Source organism: Rhizomicrobium electricum (assembly GCF_011762045.1).
In the GTDB taxonomy this organism is placed as follows: domain Bacteria; phylum Pseudomonadota; class Alphaproteobacteria; order Micropepsales; family Micropepsaceae; genus Rhizomicrobium; species Rhizomicrobium electricum.
This window is the reverse complement of record NZ_JAASQS010000001.1, coordinates 580,858-596,588: the sequence shown is the minus strand read 5'-3', so window position 1 is coordinate 596,588 and position 15,731 is coordinate 580,858. Positions and strand designations below refer to the sequence as shown.

Below are 15,731 nucleotides of genomic sequence, written 5' to 3'. Positions count from 1 at the left end.
ACTCCGACGCTGCCCCATGACCCCTGCGCTGATCCAGTTCTTCGGCTTCGCCGCCGCCTTCTGCACCACCGCTGCCTATCTGCCGCAGGTGATCCGGGTTTGGCGGACGCGGCAGACCAAGGACATTTCGCTCGCCATGTTCCTGGTGATGACGGTCGGACTTCTGTGCTGGCTGGTCTACGGCTTCTCGATCCACGATCTGCCGATCATTCTGTGCAACGGCTCCGCGCTGGTCATGACGAGCATCATTCTCATCTTCAAGTTGCGACACGGTTAGGGCGCGGCTGGGCGCGCCGCGCGCCATTATGCCTGCTGTCGCTGCGGCTGCACTCGTCTCATCGTTCTAATACTGATTCTACGATGTGCGAGGGAGACTGTCGTGAGCACCAAAGGCAATCTGAAGACGGCGTTTGCTGGCGAGAGCCAGGCCAACCAGAAGTACCTCGCGTATGCCGAGAAGGCCGAGCGCGACGGCTATCCTGTCGTGGCGCGCCTCTTTCGCGGCGTGGCGGCGGCGGAGTCGATCCACGCCCGCAACCACTTGAAGGCGCTCGAAGGCGGCATCAAGGCGACCATCGACAATCTCATGGATGCGCAGGGCGGCGAGGACTACGAGATCACCACCATGTATCCGCCGATGATCGCGGACGCTGAAACCGACGGCGACAAGAAAGCCGCCCGCTCGATGCACTTCGCGCTCGAAGTCGAGAAGGTGCACTACGAGCTGTACGGCCAGGCCATCGCCGCGGTCACGGAAGGCAAGGACCTCGCCGACGCCAAAGTGCGGGTCTGCCCGGTATGCGGCCACACCGTGATCGGCGATGTCGAAGACGATTGCCCGGTCTGCGGCTGCAAGGCCGACCGCTACATCGAAATCGCGTAAACCCGGAACCGTCGCGCGCGGCGCGCATTGCTTCTTCGAACCTTCGAGGAGCACCAGAATGCGTGTCGCCACGACCTTTTTTGTCACAACGATGCTGCTGGGCGGAGTTGCGTGGGCCGGTAATGCGGCTGCGATGAAACAGGCGGCCAACGCCCCGCGTGCGGCTTCGACCGCGAAGACGGTCGACATTTCCGAAGTCGTCAATCCTTCCGACACCCTCAGCGAAGCCAAGGTCGAAGATGCTCAGGGCAAGCCCATCGGCGAAGTCCAGCGCGTCGTGACCAGCGATTCCGGCTTGGTCGGTCGTCTCGAAGTGCAATTGAAGTCGCCGCAGAAGGTGGTGGCCTTGACCCCGGCGCAGGTTCGCTACGTGCCCTTCAACGGCAAGCTGCGCACCACCATGACGGCCGATCAGGTCGTTTCCCTCCCGGCAGCGAAAGGACAGTAGCTAAGCGGCGTCGGCGAGATAGCGGTGAATGCGCGCCACCACGGCCGCGCCTTCACCGACCGCCGATGCCACCCGCTTGATCGAGCCCGACCGCACATCGCCGATCGCATAGACACCGGGCATCGAGGTATCGAGCGGACTGCCTTCGTGGCGGCCGTCGGCGGCGATGAAGCCTTTCTCGCACAGCCGGATGCCCGACGCCGCCAGCCAGTCGGTATTGGGCTGGGCGCCGATGAAGAGGAAGAGGTGCGCGATGGCCTTCGCGGTTTCCCCGCCGTCCCGGTTCTTCCAGCGTACGGTCCGCAGCATCCCGCTGTTGCCTTCCAGCGCGGTTATCTCTGCCCCCGTCACCACTTCGATATTCGGCTGCGCCGCAATGCGGTCGATCAGATAGCGCGACATGGTCGCGTCCAGGCCTCGCCTCGCGATCACCCAGACTTTGGCGGCATGTCCGGCGAGATACACCGCCGCCTGACCGGCCGAATTCCCCGCGCCGACCAGAGCCACGTCCTGGTTCTTGCATAACCGCGCTTCCAGCGGCGACGCCCAGTAGTGCACGCTCGAGCCGTCGAATTCGGACAGGTTGCCGAGCGCAAGCTGGCGATAGCGCGCGCCGGTCGCCACGATGACCGAGCGGGCCTTGAGGCTGCTGCCGCTGGCGAGCTTCAAAGCGAATTCGCCTTCGCCGCGGTGGAGCGACTGCACTTCGTCGGGAATGGCCATTTCGACGCCGAACTTCTGCGCCTGATTGTAGGCGCGCGCCATCAGCGCCATGCCGGAAATGCCGGTGGGAAAGCCGAGATAGTTTTCGATCCGCGCCGAGGCGCCGGCCTGTCCGCCGAAAGCGCGGCAGTCGAGCACGATGGCGGAAAGCCCTTCCGAACCGGCATAGACCGCAGCCGCCAATCCCGCGGGTCCGGCGCCGACGATGGCAACGTCGTAGACTTTGGCGGGATCGATCGCCTGGAGAAGGCCGATGCAGCGCGCGAGCTGGTGTTCGGTGGGATTGCGCAACACCGAACCGTCGGGGCACAGAACGATCGGCAGATCTCCCGGCTCCGCAGCGTATTTGTCGAGAATGGCACTTGCGCCGCCGTCGCTTGCCGGATCGAGCCGTTGGAACGGGTGACCGTTGCGGGTGAGGAAGCCTTGCAGGCGCAAGACATCGCCGCTGTCCTCCGCGCCGACGATGATCGGTCCGCCCGTACCCTGTTCGAGCAGGCCGACGCGTCTCAGGATCAGCGCCCGCATGATGCGTTCGCCGAGTTCGGCTTCGCTGATGAGGATTTGGCGCAGTTCCGCCGGATCGATTGCCACCACCCGCGTGCGGCCTTTGGCGCGGACATCGACGAGGGCGGGACGGCCCGACAATTGCGCCAGCTCCCCGGCGAATGAGCCGGGACCGTGCGTTACGATGACATCGCCGCCGGGGCCGCTGATGACGAGTTCGCCGTCCGTCACCAGGAAGGCATCGGCGCGGTCGCCCGCGTGGGCGAGGTATTCCCCATCGGCAAATTCGCGCTCCGCGCCGGCCCGCTTCAGCCGCGCTATCTCGTCGGCGCCGAGAACCGGAAACATCTGCGCCCGGCGCTGTTCGATGATCGTCTGCCCCGCCATGCACTCTCCATGAAAAAAAGAGTGCATAGCATACCAATTTCATGCGGTCGGTCTACCGCGGGGCAAAACGTGACGGGCCGTCACCGCCAGTTGGTCTTGGCGAGTTCGATCAGTTCGTCGCCGCGGCCGTTGATGATGGCGCGCATCATATAGAGGCTGAAACCCTTGGCCTGCTCCAGCGTAATCTGCGGCGGCATGGCGAGTTCCTGCTTGGCGGTCATTACGTCGACCAGCACCGGTCCCGGATGGGCGAGGGCCTCGTCGAGCGCTTCCGGCAAGGCCTTGGCGTCTTCAACCCGGATGCCCTTGATGCCGATGGCTTCGGCGACCTTGGTGAAGTCGGGGCTGTTGAGATCGGTGTCGTCCGAAATGTAGCCGCCCGCTTTCATCTCCATGGCGACGAAGCCGAGGCTGCGATTGTGGAAGATCACGATCTTCACCGGCAGATCGAGCTGCTTCAGCGAAAGGATGTCGCCCATCAGCATGGCGAAGCCGCCGTCGCCGCACATCGCGATCACCTGCCGCTTGGGATCGACCGCCTGGGCGCCGATCGCCTGCGACATGGCATTGGCCATCGAGCCGTGGGTGAACGAGCCGATCAGCCGGCGCTTGCCGTTCATCTTGAGATAGCGCGCGGCCCACACCGTCGGCGTGCCGACGTCGCAGGTGAAGACGGCATCGTCCGCTGCTTTCTCGCTGATGAGCCTGGCCAGGTATTGCGGATGGATCTGGCCTTTGGCGCCGTCGTCGGTGGCGAGCGCGTCGAGGTCCTTGCGGGCCTTGGCATAGTGCTCGCGCGCCAGAGTGAGGAACGCCGGATCCTTGTGGGTCTTCAGCCGCGGCAGCAGTGCCTTGATCGTCGCCTTGATGTCGCCGATCAGGCCGAGATCGATCTGGGTATGGGCGCCCAGCGCTTCGGGGCGGGTGTCGATCTGGGCGATATGGGCGTGATGCGGATAGAACGCGCGATAGGGGAACGAGGAACCCAGCACCAGCAGGGTTTCGGCCGCGCCCATCGCGTGATAGCCCGATGAGAAGCCGATCAGTCCGGTCATGCCCACGTCATAAGGATTGCCGTGTTCGACATGCTCCTTGCCGCGCAAGGCATGGACGACCGGCGCCTTCAGCGTCTCGGCAAGCTTCAACACTTCGTCGTGCGCACCGGCGCAGCCGGCACCGGCCAGAAGCGTGATCTTGTCGGATCCGTTGAGCATCGCCGCGAGGGCGTCGAGCTCGTTTTCCGGCGGCACCACGATGGGATCGCGCGGTGTGGTCCAGCGCACGTCGATGCCGTCCGGCATCGCCTGCAATGCGATATCGCCTGGCAGCACGATCACCGCCACGCCTTTTTTCAGGATGGCGCTGCGCATGGCGATTTCGAGCACGCGCGGCATCTGTTCGGGATTGGTGACGAGTTCGCAGTAGACGCTGCATTCGCGGAACAGTTCTTGCGGGTGCGTCTCCTGGAAATAACCCGAGCCGATTTCGGCCGAGGGAATGTGCGCGGCGATCGCCAGCACCGGCACATGATTGCGCTGGCAGTCGAACAGGCCGTTGATGAGATGCAGATTGCCCGGTCCGCACGAACCCGCGCACACGGCGAGCTTGCCGGTCATATGGGCTTCGGCACCGGCAGCGAACGCGGCGGCCTCTTCGTGGCGCGTGCCCATCCAGCGGATTTTCCTCTGGCGATGCAGGCTGTCGGAAAGACCGTTGAGCGAGTCGCCGGTGACGCCCCAAATGCGTTCGACGCCGGCTTCGGCCAGGGTGCGGGCGATAAAGGAGGCAATGCTGTCAGCCATAGGACACTTTCATCCGTGTGTTGGAGCGGAAACGATAAAAATCCCGAACGCACGGCGGCCGGTGAAGATCGGCGCGAAAACGAATTTCGTGTTGCGGTGTTCTGAAAACGGCAGGGCGTTCGGCATTTCGAGTCCGAATAAACGCCGCCATGACGCCGCGTCACAAACGCGTTCTCTGCATATTTAGAATGATTCTAATGCATGGCTCGTGGCATGGCAAAAGTGGGGCAGAGCGACGGCGATGATCGTCTTTCGGAACATCGCACTGCAATTTCACGGTCGAAGCCGGTCAGTCCCGGTCATGCCGGCCAACATCACGATCTAGAACGCCACACTCAAGCCGATCCGGCCGCTTTGTTCTCGATCGCCGAGCCTTCCGTTGCCCCACAGTCCGATGGTGAGCGGTGCAATCTGAAGACGGAGTGTTCCGCCTGCCACGAACAAGGTACTTTCCGGACTGGCGTGAGGAGCCTCGAACGATCCGTCGGCAAACTGCAGTTGCAGTGTGCGCTCCGTGTCCGCCAGTTCGGTTTCCACGCCCGCCCATGCGTCGGGGATAAAACGCGCGCCGTTGCCCAGATCAAACACGTCGCCGAAACGCAGGCCGAAAGTCCCCCGCGCCGATGCATGCGTGCTGCTCCCGGCGAACAGGTTGTTGGCACCAAGCCCTTGTTCAGCCATGGCTGCTTGCGTAATCCGCACATAACTGATGCGGCCAAAGGCGGAAAAAGTGGAGTGTTCTGGGTAGGAAAACTGCAATACCCCGCCATAGCCATCGCCGTCCGGCTCGGCATAGGCGGTACCGCGTCCGGCCACAACGCGATGGGCCGCGGTGTTGTGCGTGGTGTAATATAAGTCGGCGTCGAGACGTCCATTCAACACGCCGGTCCTGCCGCGTACCGCTACCGATGTGGTGTTGACCAGTGCCTTGCCCCAGCCATTTGAAATCGTCAGCGCAGATTGGCTGAAGCCCACGACCATGCCGATCGTGGTGCCGCCGGCGAAGTTGTAATCCGCTCCCGCCGCGATCCCCAGTGTCCGCGTGTTGAAGGCATCGCTTTGGGGCGATCCGGCGTCGAGCGATCCGGCTTCGCCGAATCCTGTAATCCAATACGTGACGTCCGTGCACGCTGCGCTGCTGCAGGCTTCTGCTGGCGGGTCTACCGTCAAAAGGCCGAATGCATGGGCCGTGTCGATCGTTGTCGTGACGAGGTCGCCATAGACTTGGCCGGATTTTTTTGGCTGAGTGATCAGTCGCACATCCTGTGTTTCGTAAACGAGTCCGTATGCCAAATCCGCAGGGAGACCGCTCGCTTCCGCGGTAGTGAAGGCGCCGGTCACGCTCGCTGCGGTCAGGAATGTCTGATCATCCGCTCCGAAAGATCCGGAGTCGAACTGCAACAGAAGTTTTCCGTTCAGCGCTGCATTGCCTGTGACTGCCAGTTGCGAGATTGTGCCCGGCGTCATCTCGATCGTCAGTGTGCCGGCGGCTGTCTGGGTATAGCTGGTGACCGTCAGTGTACCGATGGACGAACCCGGCTGCACGTTTCCGGCGATATTGGCCACTATACCGTGAATGGTGCCGTGGCCCTTCAGGCTGCCGCCATTGACGGCGACGTCTCCTGTCACGCTGGCGCCTGGATGCGCGGTGTCGCCCACGACAAGTGTGCCGGCCGAGATCGTCGTCCCGCCGGTATAGGTGTTGGTGCCCGTTAGAATGGTGGTGCCGCCGCCAATCTGCTGCACTGAACCGTTGCCGGAGATGGCGCCGGCGAAGATGTAAGTGTTGGAGCGGTTGAACGCCAGCGTGCCGTAGCCGGTAATATAGACGTCACCGACGATCGAACCCGTCGTGCCGCCGTCGCCGAGTTGCAGAGTTCCGATGGCGATCATCGTGCCATGGGGAAAGTCGGTGTAGCGGGGCGTACCGCTGGTATACGTGTTGGAGCCAGTGAGGATCAGTGTGCCGCTGCCTTCCTGCACCAGATAGCCTGTGCCGGAAACATTACCGGAGAACGTGTAGGAATCGGATCGGTTGAAGATGAGATATCCATTGTCGGTCACGTTGCCGACGATCGAGCCTGTCGTTCCGCCATTGCCAATCCGCAATTCTGCGCAAACACAAGCGCCGTATTTGGAGATGTATCCGCCAAGGAAAGTCCCTCCGGTATAAGTGTTCGTCCCGGTGAGAAGTACCTGGGGAAGAGCCAAGCCTGACGGGTCGTCCAGCACAAGCGAGCCGGTGCCCGAGATGTTTCCGGAGAAGATGTTGGGAGCATCAGAATCGACAAATGTCAGTGTGCCGTTGTTCTCGATATTGCCGACGATTGCGCCGGGGTTATGGATGTTTCCTGTGAGCCCCAGGAATAACTCGGCGCCGGCCGCGATGGTTGTTCCCCCACTGTAGGTATTGCGGCCGTAAAGGTTGAGCACGCCGCCTGCCACGATCAATCCGCCGGTTCCGGAGATGACGCCTTGATAGGAGCCGCCGGAGTTCACTGTGAGGGATCCGGTGCCCAGGTGTACTTCTCCATAGCCGTTCAGGCTACCGATCGTCTCATTGAAGCCGTTCAGGTCGAGCACGCTGATATAATCGCGATAGTAGAAGCTTGCGCCCTCTAGAAAATACCAGGAATGGGGTGAAAAGGCGTCGGGAGAGCCCGCCTCAATCGTTGAGTAGGAAACAATCGTCTCTCCGGAATAGGTGTTGGTTCCGCTCAAAATCAACTTGCCGGCGTTGCCAAGGTTAGCGGCGCCACCGAATTGTTGGACACTGCCAGTGCCGGATATGCCACCTGCGAACGTATAAATATCGCTACGCGCAAACGTCACCAAGCCGTTATTTATGATATCTCCTGCGATAGAACCCGTAGTTCCACCGTTGCCGATCACAAGCGAGCCTGATCGATTTTGAGTCAGCCCGGTGTATGTATTGTTGCCGGTCAGCAGAAGCCGAGAACCATTGTTACCAGGGCTGATTCTGATAAATCCGCCTGGACCGCTGATGACGCCGGAGAAGGTGGCGTCAGTGGTGGGTACAAAAATGGTGTTGTCGTTATAGTTCTCCAGTAGGAAATTCTGAGCGTAGGTCGCATCTTCCTGATCGACCAGCAGCGTGCCGCCCTTGAAGACTGGCAACACCGTAATGCCGAGTTGTGAGGCGAGGTAATAGGGCGCGTTGGTGTCGATCGGAGTCGGACCGGCCGTGGCGCCGGTCGCTAGCAGCGCCGCAGTCGCGGCAGCATTGCACAATGATCTGCAGGCCGATTGTTTTTCGGAGTGCATGGTTGCCCCCAAGAGCAAAAATGCAACCTTAGGTTACACCTCTTTTTGGGGGGACCGTAATCAAATCCAGGACTGCACATCGTACGCAATATCAACACACTCCGGTATCGGACGGTGCAATCTGACGCGTAACCCGCGAGTGCCTCAGCCGGATTTCTTCTTCCCCAGCATCTTCGCCAGGAAATCGCCCATCACGGTGACGCGTTGCGGCTTCGGTCCGCCGGACGGGGTTACCCAGTAAACTGCGCCGTCGCCGAGCGACCACTCGGGCAACAGGATTTCGACCTGCTTTTTCGCCAGCGCGTCGCGCACGATGAATTCCGGCAAAACGGCAATACCGACGCCGGCCAGGATCGCGGGCAGCATGGCTTCGCCGTTGTTGACGCTTAGGGGGCCGGCCGGCCGTACGCTCGCGACTTCGCCGCTTTTCTTCTTGAACTGCCAAACGCCCTGGTTCGGCGAATAGGAATAAGCGATGCCGGCGTGCTCGCTTAAGTGCATCGGATGCTTGGGCCGTCCGTGCGCCTTCAGATACGACGGCGCCGCCACCAGATAGACCGGCATGGCGCACAACCGCCGCGCCACCAGCGAGGAATCCGGCAGCGCCGCGATGCGGATGGCGCCGTCGAAGCCGTCGCCGACCAGATCGATGATCTCGTCGGAAAGCTGCAGATCGACGGAAACCTCCGGATACTGGCGGAAAAACGCCGGCAACAGCGGCGCGATATGCAGAATGCCGAAGCTCATCGGCGCGGCGATGCGCAAGCGTCCGCGCGGCACCTGCGACTGGTTGAGCGCCTCGGCTTCCGCTGCTTCCCCTTCCGCCAGCATGGCGCTGGCGCGCGCCAGCAGCTTTTCGCCCGCCTCGGTCAGGGCCAGCCGGCGCGAGGTGCGGTTGAACAGGCTCGCGTGCAGCCGCTGTTCCAGCCGCGTCACCGCTTTCGACACCGTCGGCTTCGACAACTGCAGTTCGGCCGCGGCGCGGGCAAAAGAGCGGAATTCCGCCACTTTGGCGAACACCGCCAGGGCTTCGAGGTCGGGTAGGGCACTCATGGTATATTTCCGGAAACAATGGATTTCGATTGTTTCTATTTCTGTTCGCGCGCAGGATCAATAACTATCGTCGGCAACAGAAAGGCGGGGTCATCCCCGCAGGAGTTTTCTATGATCGACGTCAGACGCTTTGACAGTCTCGGCCATGCCGACCATGGCTGGCTCAATGCCCGCCACCATTTCTCGTTCGCCAACTATTACGATCCCGAGCGCGTCCACTGGGGCGACCTCCGGGTTTGGAACGACGACGAGATCGGACCGAATTCCGGCTTCCCGCCGCACCCGCATGCCGACATGGAAATCATCACCTATGTCCGCGAGGGCGCCATCACCCATCAGGATTCGATGGGCAACAAAGGCCGTACCGAAGCGGGCGACGTGCAGGTGATGAGCGCCGGCACCGGCGTGCGTCATGCCGAATACAATCTCGAGCCGGTCAAGACGACGCTGTTCCAGATCTGGATCCTGCCGCGCGAGAAGGGCGGTGCGCCGGCCTGGGGCACCAAGCCGTTCCCCAAAGCCGACCGGTCGGGGCGCTTCGTCACCCTGGCGAGCGGATTGCCCGGTGACACCGACGCGCTGCCGATCCGTACCGATGCGCGGGTGGTGGGCGCCACGCTGAAGAAGGGCGAGACCGCCGAATACAAGCTCGGTGCATCGCGTCACGGCTATCTGGTTGTCGCGGTGGGTGCGATCGAGGTCAACGGCGTCACGGTGAACCATCGCGACGGCGCCGCCATCAGCGATGTCGAGACGCTCACCGTCAAAGCGCTTGAAGAGTCCGAAATCGTCCTCGTGGACGCCGCATAAACACGATCAAAAAGGAGTTCGTCATGCCTAAGGTCCTGGTTCTCTATTATTCGTCCTACGGCCATATCGAGAAAATGGCCGAAGCCGTTGCCGAAGGTGCGCGCGAAGCCGGCGCCGCCGTCGACATCAAGCGCGTGCCCGAACTGGTACCGCAGGAGATCGCGGCGAAGTCGCACTTCAAGCTCGACCAGAAGGCGCCGGTGGCCAAGGTGGAGGACCTCGCCGAGTACGACGCGATCATCATCGGCACCGGCACGCGCTTCGGCCGCATGACCTCGCAGATGGCGAACTTCCTCGACCAGGCCGGCGGGCTGTGGGCGCGCGGCGCGCTCAACGGCAAGGTCGGCGGTGCCTTCACTTCGACCGCCACCCAGCACGGCGGCCAGGAGACGACGCTGTTCACGATCATCACCAACCTCTTGCACTTCGGCATGGTGGTGGTCGGGCTCGATTACGGTCACACCGGGCAGACGACGCTCGACGAGATCACCGGCGGCTCGCCGTACGGCGCCTCGACCATTGCGGGCGGCGACGGTTCGCGCCAGCCGAGCGAGAACGAACTGACCGGCGCCCGCTATCAGGGCCGCAAGATCGCCGAGGTGGCGAAGAAGCTGCACGGCTAGCCGAAAGCAAGATTGCAACGGCAACGAACCGGAGGGCGCTCGCATTCGTGCGGGCGCTCTCGTCTTTTGTGATGCATTGTTTTCGCGGGACGCGGCTTTCCTGCAACATCGCCGAAAGCGGGCACGATTGTGTTGAAAAGCTTGTGGGGGCGCGTCTTCACGCCCTCGTGAGCACCGCGCCGCCGCTTCGTCTCGCACCCTCTCGCAGCGGCGTTTCCTTTTTTACTCCAGTGATTTGCACTGGGGCCGTGAAGCCGCCCGCCGGGCGCAGTCCGGCCGCCGCCGCTCTCCGGCGAACACATTTGATCCGCATTTGCTGTGCGATAGCCGTTCCGCAGCCAAGCATCTGCCGTGTACGGAGCAACTGTCTCCAGTTCCGGCGGCGATTTTAGCCCATCGCTCCGCTCCATCCGGCAACGTTGCCCACTGCGTAATCCTGCCTTGCGAACAGGCTGGGGCGCTTGGAGAGGAGTATTGCAATGTTCGACCGTACGATTGTCTCACATACCCGCCTGTTGGGGGCCGCCAGCGTGGCGGCGCTGATGTTGGCGTGTCCTGCGCTTGCCCAGACCACGGAAACCGTCGTGGTGACGGGCTCGCGCATTCCGATGTCGTCGAATCTGACCTCGGTCAGTCCGGTGCAGACCGTGACCAACGAGCAGTTCCAGGTCAAAGGCGCGACCGATGTCGCCGACATGATCAACGATCTGCCGCAAACCTTCGTCAGCAACACCGGCGACTTCACCAACACCAACAATCCGCTTTCCGGTCCCGGCGGCGTGACCACGGTGAACCTGCGCGGTCTCGGTCCCACGCGCACGCTGGTTCTGGTGAACGGACGCCGCCTCGGTGTCGGCGATCCCAACACCGGCAATCCCGGCGCCGCGCCGGACCTTGACCAGATTCCGGTGCCGCTGATCGAGAAGGTGGAAGTCCTGACCGGCGGCGCGTCGTCGACCTACGGCTCCGACGCCGTGGCGGGCGTCGTGAATTTCGTGCTCAAGCAGGATTTCCAAGGCGTCCAGGTCGACATGCAGTACGGCGCCAACTGGCACCACAACGACAACAGCTTCGCGCGCCGGGTGATCGGTGAAACCATCGCCGCCAATACCCAAGGGCCGCTGCAGCAGGCGCCGGAAGACGTGTGGGATGGGCGTACCATTCAGGCCTCGATCACCATCGGCGCCAATACCGCCGACGGCAAAGGCAACGTCACCGGCTTCCTCGGCTACCGCAATGCCGACCCGGTGTGGATGAAGAACCGAGACTTCGCGGCCTGCCAGATCAACATCGATCCGGACATCTACTGCTCGGGATCGAGCAACTCGAACTTCTTCCAGCCTAAGACGCTGCCGGCCCAGCCGGTCTATTCGATCGTCGGCCATAATGCGGTTTTGGCACCGGTGGCCGGCTCCAGTCCGTATTCTTCGTTCAACTCCAACGACTACGAGACGCTGTCGCGGCAGGATACCCGCTTCAGCGGCGCGATGTTCGGCCATTACGATCTTGCGAGTTGGGCCAAGCCCTATGCCGAATTCGAGTTCATGAACGACCGCTCCTACCAGCAGATCGCACCGACCGCAGTGTTCCGCGGCTCGAACGCGTTTTCGCCGGACGGGTCGGGGAACTACTTCGTCAATTGCGACAACCCGCTGCTCAGCGCCCAGGAAGTCGGCGTGTTCTGCACCGGGCAGGGTCTCGGCGCGACCGACAATACGCCGATGGAAATCGGGCGGCGCAATATCGAAGGCGGCGGCCGCTATAGCCAGTACGAACACTTCAACTACCGCGGCGTGGTCGGCCTCAAAGGCGATATCGGCAGCGCCTGGCACTACGACGCTTTCGGGTCCTACTACTACGTGACCCTCGATCAGATGAACGGCAATTACCTGTCGAACCAGAAGATCAACCGGGCGCTGCAGGTCGTTTCGGTCGGCGGCGTTCCGACCTGCAAATCGGTGCTGTCGGGCGAAGATACGTCCTGCGTGCCCTACAACATCTTCACCGAAGGCGGCGTGACGCCGGCACAGACGGCCTATCTGGCCACCTACGGTACGTCGCGCGGCACGCTGTTCGAGGAGATCATCGAACTCGACATCACCGGCGATCTCGGTGCTTACGGCATCAAGTCGCCGTTTGCCACCGACGGTATTCAGGTTGCGTTCGGCGCTTCCAACCGCAAGGACAAGATGACCTATGCTGGCGACGTCGCCGAGAGTTCGAACGACCTGATCGGGTTCGGCGGCTCCGTCGTTCCGATCGACAATGCCATCAGTGTCACGGAAGGCTACGGCGAAATTCGCGTGCCGCTGGCCCAGCAGCAGCCGTTCGCCGACGACCTGTCGATCGATGCGGGCATCCGGTTCTCGCGCTATACCGGCGACCGCAGTCCGACCACCTGGAAAGTCGGCCTGCAATGGTCGCCTATTGCGGACATCCGGCTGCGTACGTCCTATGACGTGGCGATCCGGGCGCCGTCGCTGCTCGAGACTTATACGCCGCGATCGGTCACCAATACCTCGATCGTGTCGGTCGATCCTTGCGCGCCGACGACCGACAGCGGCTTTATGCCTGCAACGGCGACGCTGCAGCAATGCCAGCGTACCGGTGTGACGGCTGCCCAGTACGGCAACGGCGGCACCACCAATGCGATCGGCCAGTGCCCGTCGGGGCAATGCGCCATTCTCACCGGCGGCAATACCGCCCTGTCGCCGGAAAAGGCCAAGACCTTCTCGATCGGCCTCAGTGCCACGCCGAGCCTGGTCCCCGGCCTCGTTGCCAGCGTCGATTACTACAAGATCGACGTCTACAACGGCATCATCCAGGGCATCCCGATCAACGTCACGCTCAACAACTGCCTCAACACCGGCGATCCCAAGTTCTGCGGCCTGATCCACCGTACTTCCGCGGGCACGCTCTATGGCACGACGGTGGCCGGCGGCGGCTATATCGACGGGACGTTCGTCAACTCGGGCTATTTCAACAATTCGGGCATCGACCTGCAGACCGATTACCAGTTGGGTCTGGAGGAAGTGGGGCTGTCGGGATGGGGCAGTGTCGGCTTCCATCTGACCGGCACCTACACGATGACGGCCAAGGCCCAGAACGTTTCGACCAACCCGGCCTATGACTGCGCCGGCTTGTTCGGCAATACCTGCGGCAACCCGCTGCCCGATTGGCGTCACCACTTCCGGCTGAATTGGAATTCGCCTTGGGATGCCACCTTCGCCATCACGTGGCGGTATTTCGGTCCGTCGGCGCTCGACAGCAACACCGACCAGCCGGGCCTGTCCTCCGGCTCGTTCGATGCAGCCAATGCCCGCATTCCGGGGATGAACTATTTCGATATCTCCGCGACCTGGCAGGTCACCGACGAGCTGCAGTTGCGCGCCGGCATGAACAATCTGTTCGATTCCGATCCGCATATCATTTCGAACCTGATCACCGGCACCGGCACGCCCAACGTCTACAACAGCTACGACCTTTTGGGCCGTCAGGTGTTTGTGGCGCTCACGGCGAAGCTGTAAGCGAACTTTTGTGTGAACTTCAGCGGCGGGCTTCGGCCCGCCGCTTTTTTATGCGCGTCAGGCGCCTTGGAACAGGCATTCCATCTCGGCGCGCAGCGCTTCGCCGTCGTCGGTGAGAAAGACGAGCCGCTTGCGGCCGTCGGTGGGGTGGCGGTGGACGTCGACTAGGCCCTGGCGGCCCGACAGGCGCAGGGATTCGACCGAGCGCGAAACCTTGGCCTCGCTCAGGCCGCAGAGGTGGACGATGTCCTTGATGCAGATTCCGTTGTGTTCGCACACGCACAGGAAGACGGTGATGCAACCGAGGTTGTCGTCCTCACAGCGGCGCGAGACGGTATTCAGGGCGGTGGCAAGTCTTGCAGCGATCTTCACGGCGAGGCCTTACGATTGTGAGGTTTGGCTCTCGTCATTCGGATATCGCGAGGCTGTCCTCCTCACGTGGTCGGCGTACGAGCTTCGGCTTGCGCCGTTCCCGGATCGTCAAAGTCGCGTCGGTATACTGACGCTTGATCTCTTCCAGGAACGCCCCAAGACGCTTCTGGTGGTCGGCTGCTTGAACGTAGTCGGTGGCCGTCACGTCGACCACGAACTGAGCGCGTAACTTCATTGGCTATCCCTCCACGCGCGGCGCATGAAAGAGATATAAGTTCATCTTCGAAAAATTGCATGCGGCAAGCAGTCAAATAGCTGCGAGGTTGAAAGCATTTTCGCAATTCTATTGCAGATCTCTACTAGTGCCCGCGGCGGCGATGTAAGACTTACAAACGAAAATATGCAGGAAAATTCGCGATCTGCCGGACCTCACGTTTCCGTGTGTCCGATCGATTTCGGTTGTGATGGGGGCAAGGGCGCACGCGAATGTGATCGTCTCGCGAACGTCATCCCGTCTTGAAGATTTTCCGCGACAGCCAGACTAGGCCCGCGAACGCCGCCAATGCGGCGCCTGCCGCCAATGCCTTCTGTTCGATCGACCAGCCGCTGCGGGCAATGGTGCCGATCACATAACCGGAAAACAGCAGCGCCGGTGCCCACACCACTGCGGAGATCACGTTGGCGGCCATGAACGGTACCAGCGGCATCCGGCAGATGCCGGCCGCCAAGGGTACGAAGGCGCGCAACGGGCCGAAGAAACGGCCGATGAAGACGCTTGGCCAGCCCCATTTTTTGAAGAACGTCGCGCCTTGTTCGAGCGCGTCCGGATGGCGGCGGAAGGGCCACGCATCGGGCAGCATGTGACCGAACTTGATGCCGATCCAATACGACACCGCATCGCCCAGCGCCGCTCCGGCAGCGCCGGCCAAAGCCGCCGCTACGGGATCGATCAGTCCGGCCTGCACCATGGCGCCGGCCGCCACCAGGATGGCGAAGCCGGGGAAGAAGAAGCTGACGAAAGCGAAACTTTCGGCGAACGCGGTGAACCCGATGACCAGGGCCGCCATCTCGGGATGGGTCCGGATGAAGGCGAGAACGTCGGTGGCAAATTGCTCCATGGTCGCCCGGATGTGCTGCTGAGGGTTAAGTGGGGTGTGCCGGCCTTGATTGCCAACCCTGTGCTGTGAGATCTAGTCATTTTGCCGCAGGTTGCTGGAAAATCCGCTGCCAAGGCCCCAGTTGGCAAGGGGCGGGGTTCGCCGCCTTGTCGGAACGGGCCTTTGCGTCTATTCCTCGCCGGTCCATCTGGAA

The 15,731-nt window shown here is 62.1% G+C and carries 13 protein-coding genes; 6 read left to right on the top strand and 7 right to left on the bottom strand.

The window, feature by feature from the left end; translation table 11 throughout:
• Positions 1-16 precede the first annotated feature (16 nt).
• From FHS84_RS02535 to FHS84_RS02525, 3 genes are all read left to right on the top strand, one after another.
• Positions 17-277 carry a SemiSWEET transporter gene (locus tag FHS84_RS02535; RefSeq protein WP_166929967.1) on the top strand — a complete coding sequence of 87 codons (261 nt, stop codon included), beginning with the start codon at positions 17-19 and terminating at the stop codon, positions 275-277.
• A gap of 102 nt (positions 278-379) precedes the next feature.
• Entirely contained in the window at positions 380-883 is a 504-nt protein-coding gene (locus FHS84_RS02530) for a ferritin family protein (protein WP_166929965.1), read from the top strand.
• Between the two features lie 58 nt (positions 884-941).
• Positions 942-1,331 carry a hypothetical protein gene (locus FHS84_RS02525; protein WP_166929963.1) on the top strand — a complete coding sequence of 130 codons (390 nt, stop codon included), beginning with the start codon at positions 942-944 and terminating at the stop codon, positions 1,329-1,331.
• On the opposite strand, the gene FHS84_RS02520 is transcribed toward FHS84_RS02525, so the two are convergent.
• From FHS84_RS02520 to FHS84_RS02505, 4 genes are all read right to left on the bottom strand, one after another.
• Complete coding sequence (locus FHS84_RS02520) at positions 1,332-2,948, bottom strand: FAD-dependent oxidoreductase (RefSeq protein WP_166929961.1); 1,617 nt, start codon at positions 2,946-2,948, stop codon at positions 1,332-1,334. It lies immediately after the preceding gene.
• A gap of 80 nt (positions 2,949-3,028) precedes the next feature.
• Positions 3,029-4,750 carry a ubiquinone-dependent pyruvate dehydrogenase gene (gene poxB / locus FHS84_RS02515; protein ID WP_166929959.1) on the bottom strand — a complete coding sequence of 574 codons (1,722 nt, stop codon included), beginning with the start codon at positions 4,748-4,750 and terminating at the stop codon, positions 3,029-3,031.
• 321 nt (positions 4,751-5,071) lie between these two features.
• Entirely contained in the window at positions 5,072-8,035 is a 2,964-nt protein-coding gene (locus FHS84_RS02510) for an autotransporter outer membrane beta-barrel domain-containing protein (RefSeq protein ID WP_166929957.1), read from the bottom strand.
• Positions 8,036-8,179: 144 nt separating this feature from the next.
• Positions 8,180-9,088 carry a LysR family transcriptional regulator gene (locus FHS84_RS02505; RefSeq protein WP_166929955.1) on the bottom strand — a complete coding sequence of 303 codons (909 nt, stop codon included), beginning with the start codon at positions 9,086-9,088 and terminating at the stop codon, positions 8,180-8,182.
• 111 nt (positions 9,089-9,199) lie between these two features.
• Here FHS84_RS02505 and FHS84_RS02500 point away from each other — a divergent pair, with 111 nt between their 5' ends.
• From FHS84_RS02500 to FHS84_RS02490, 3 genes are all read left to right on the top strand, one after another.
• Positions 9,200-9,898 (top strand): pirin family protein, encoded by a 699-nt coding sequence (locus FHS84_RS02500; RefSeq protein ID WP_166929953.1) that lies wholly within the window; start codon positions 9,200-9,202, stop codon positions 9,896-9,898.
• 23 nt (positions 9,899-9,921) lie between these two features.
• Positions 9,922-10,521 (top strand): NAD(P)H:quinone oxidoreductase, encoded by a 600-nt coding sequence (gene wrbA / locus FHS84_RS02495; protein WP_166929951.1) that lies wholly within the window; start codon positions 9,922-9,924, stop codon positions 10,519-10,521.
• Positions 10,522-11,000: 479 nt separating this feature from the next.
• The gene (locus FHS84_RS02490; protein ID WP_166929949.1) at positions 11,001-14,048 is read left to right on the top strand and encodes a TonB-dependent receptor domain-containing protein; all 3,048 of its coding nucleotides are present in this window, start codon (positions 11,001-11,003) and stop codon (positions 14,046-14,048) included.
• A gap of 57 nt (positions 14,049-14,105) precedes the next feature.
• Here FHS84_RS02490 and FHS84_RS02485 read toward each other — a convergent pair whose 3' ends face one another.
• The 3 genes from FHS84_RS02485 to FHS84_RS02475 form a co-directional block, all read right to left on the bottom strand.
• The gene (locus tag FHS84_RS02485) at positions 14,106-14,420 is read right to left on the bottom strand and encodes a MarR family winged helix-turn-helix transcriptional regulator (RefSeq protein ID WP_166929947.1); all 315 of its coding nucleotides are present in this window, start codon (positions 14,418-14,420) and stop codon (positions 14,106-14,108) included.
• Between the two features lie 34 nt (positions 14,421-14,454).
• On the bottom strand, positions 14,455-14,655 hold the full coding sequence (locus FHS84_RS02480; protein WP_166929945.1) for a hypothetical protein: 201 nt from the start codon (positions 14,653-14,655) through the stop codon (positions 14,455-14,457).
• A 271-nt stretch (positions 14,656-14,926) separates the two neighbouring features.
• Positions 14,927-15,538, bottom strand: a complete 612-nt coding sequence (locus FHS84_RS02475) for a DedA family protein (RefSeq protein WP_166929943.1) — start codon at positions 15,536-15,538, stop codon at positions 14,927-14,929.
• Between the last annotated feature and the right edge of the window lie 193 nt (positions 15,539-15,731).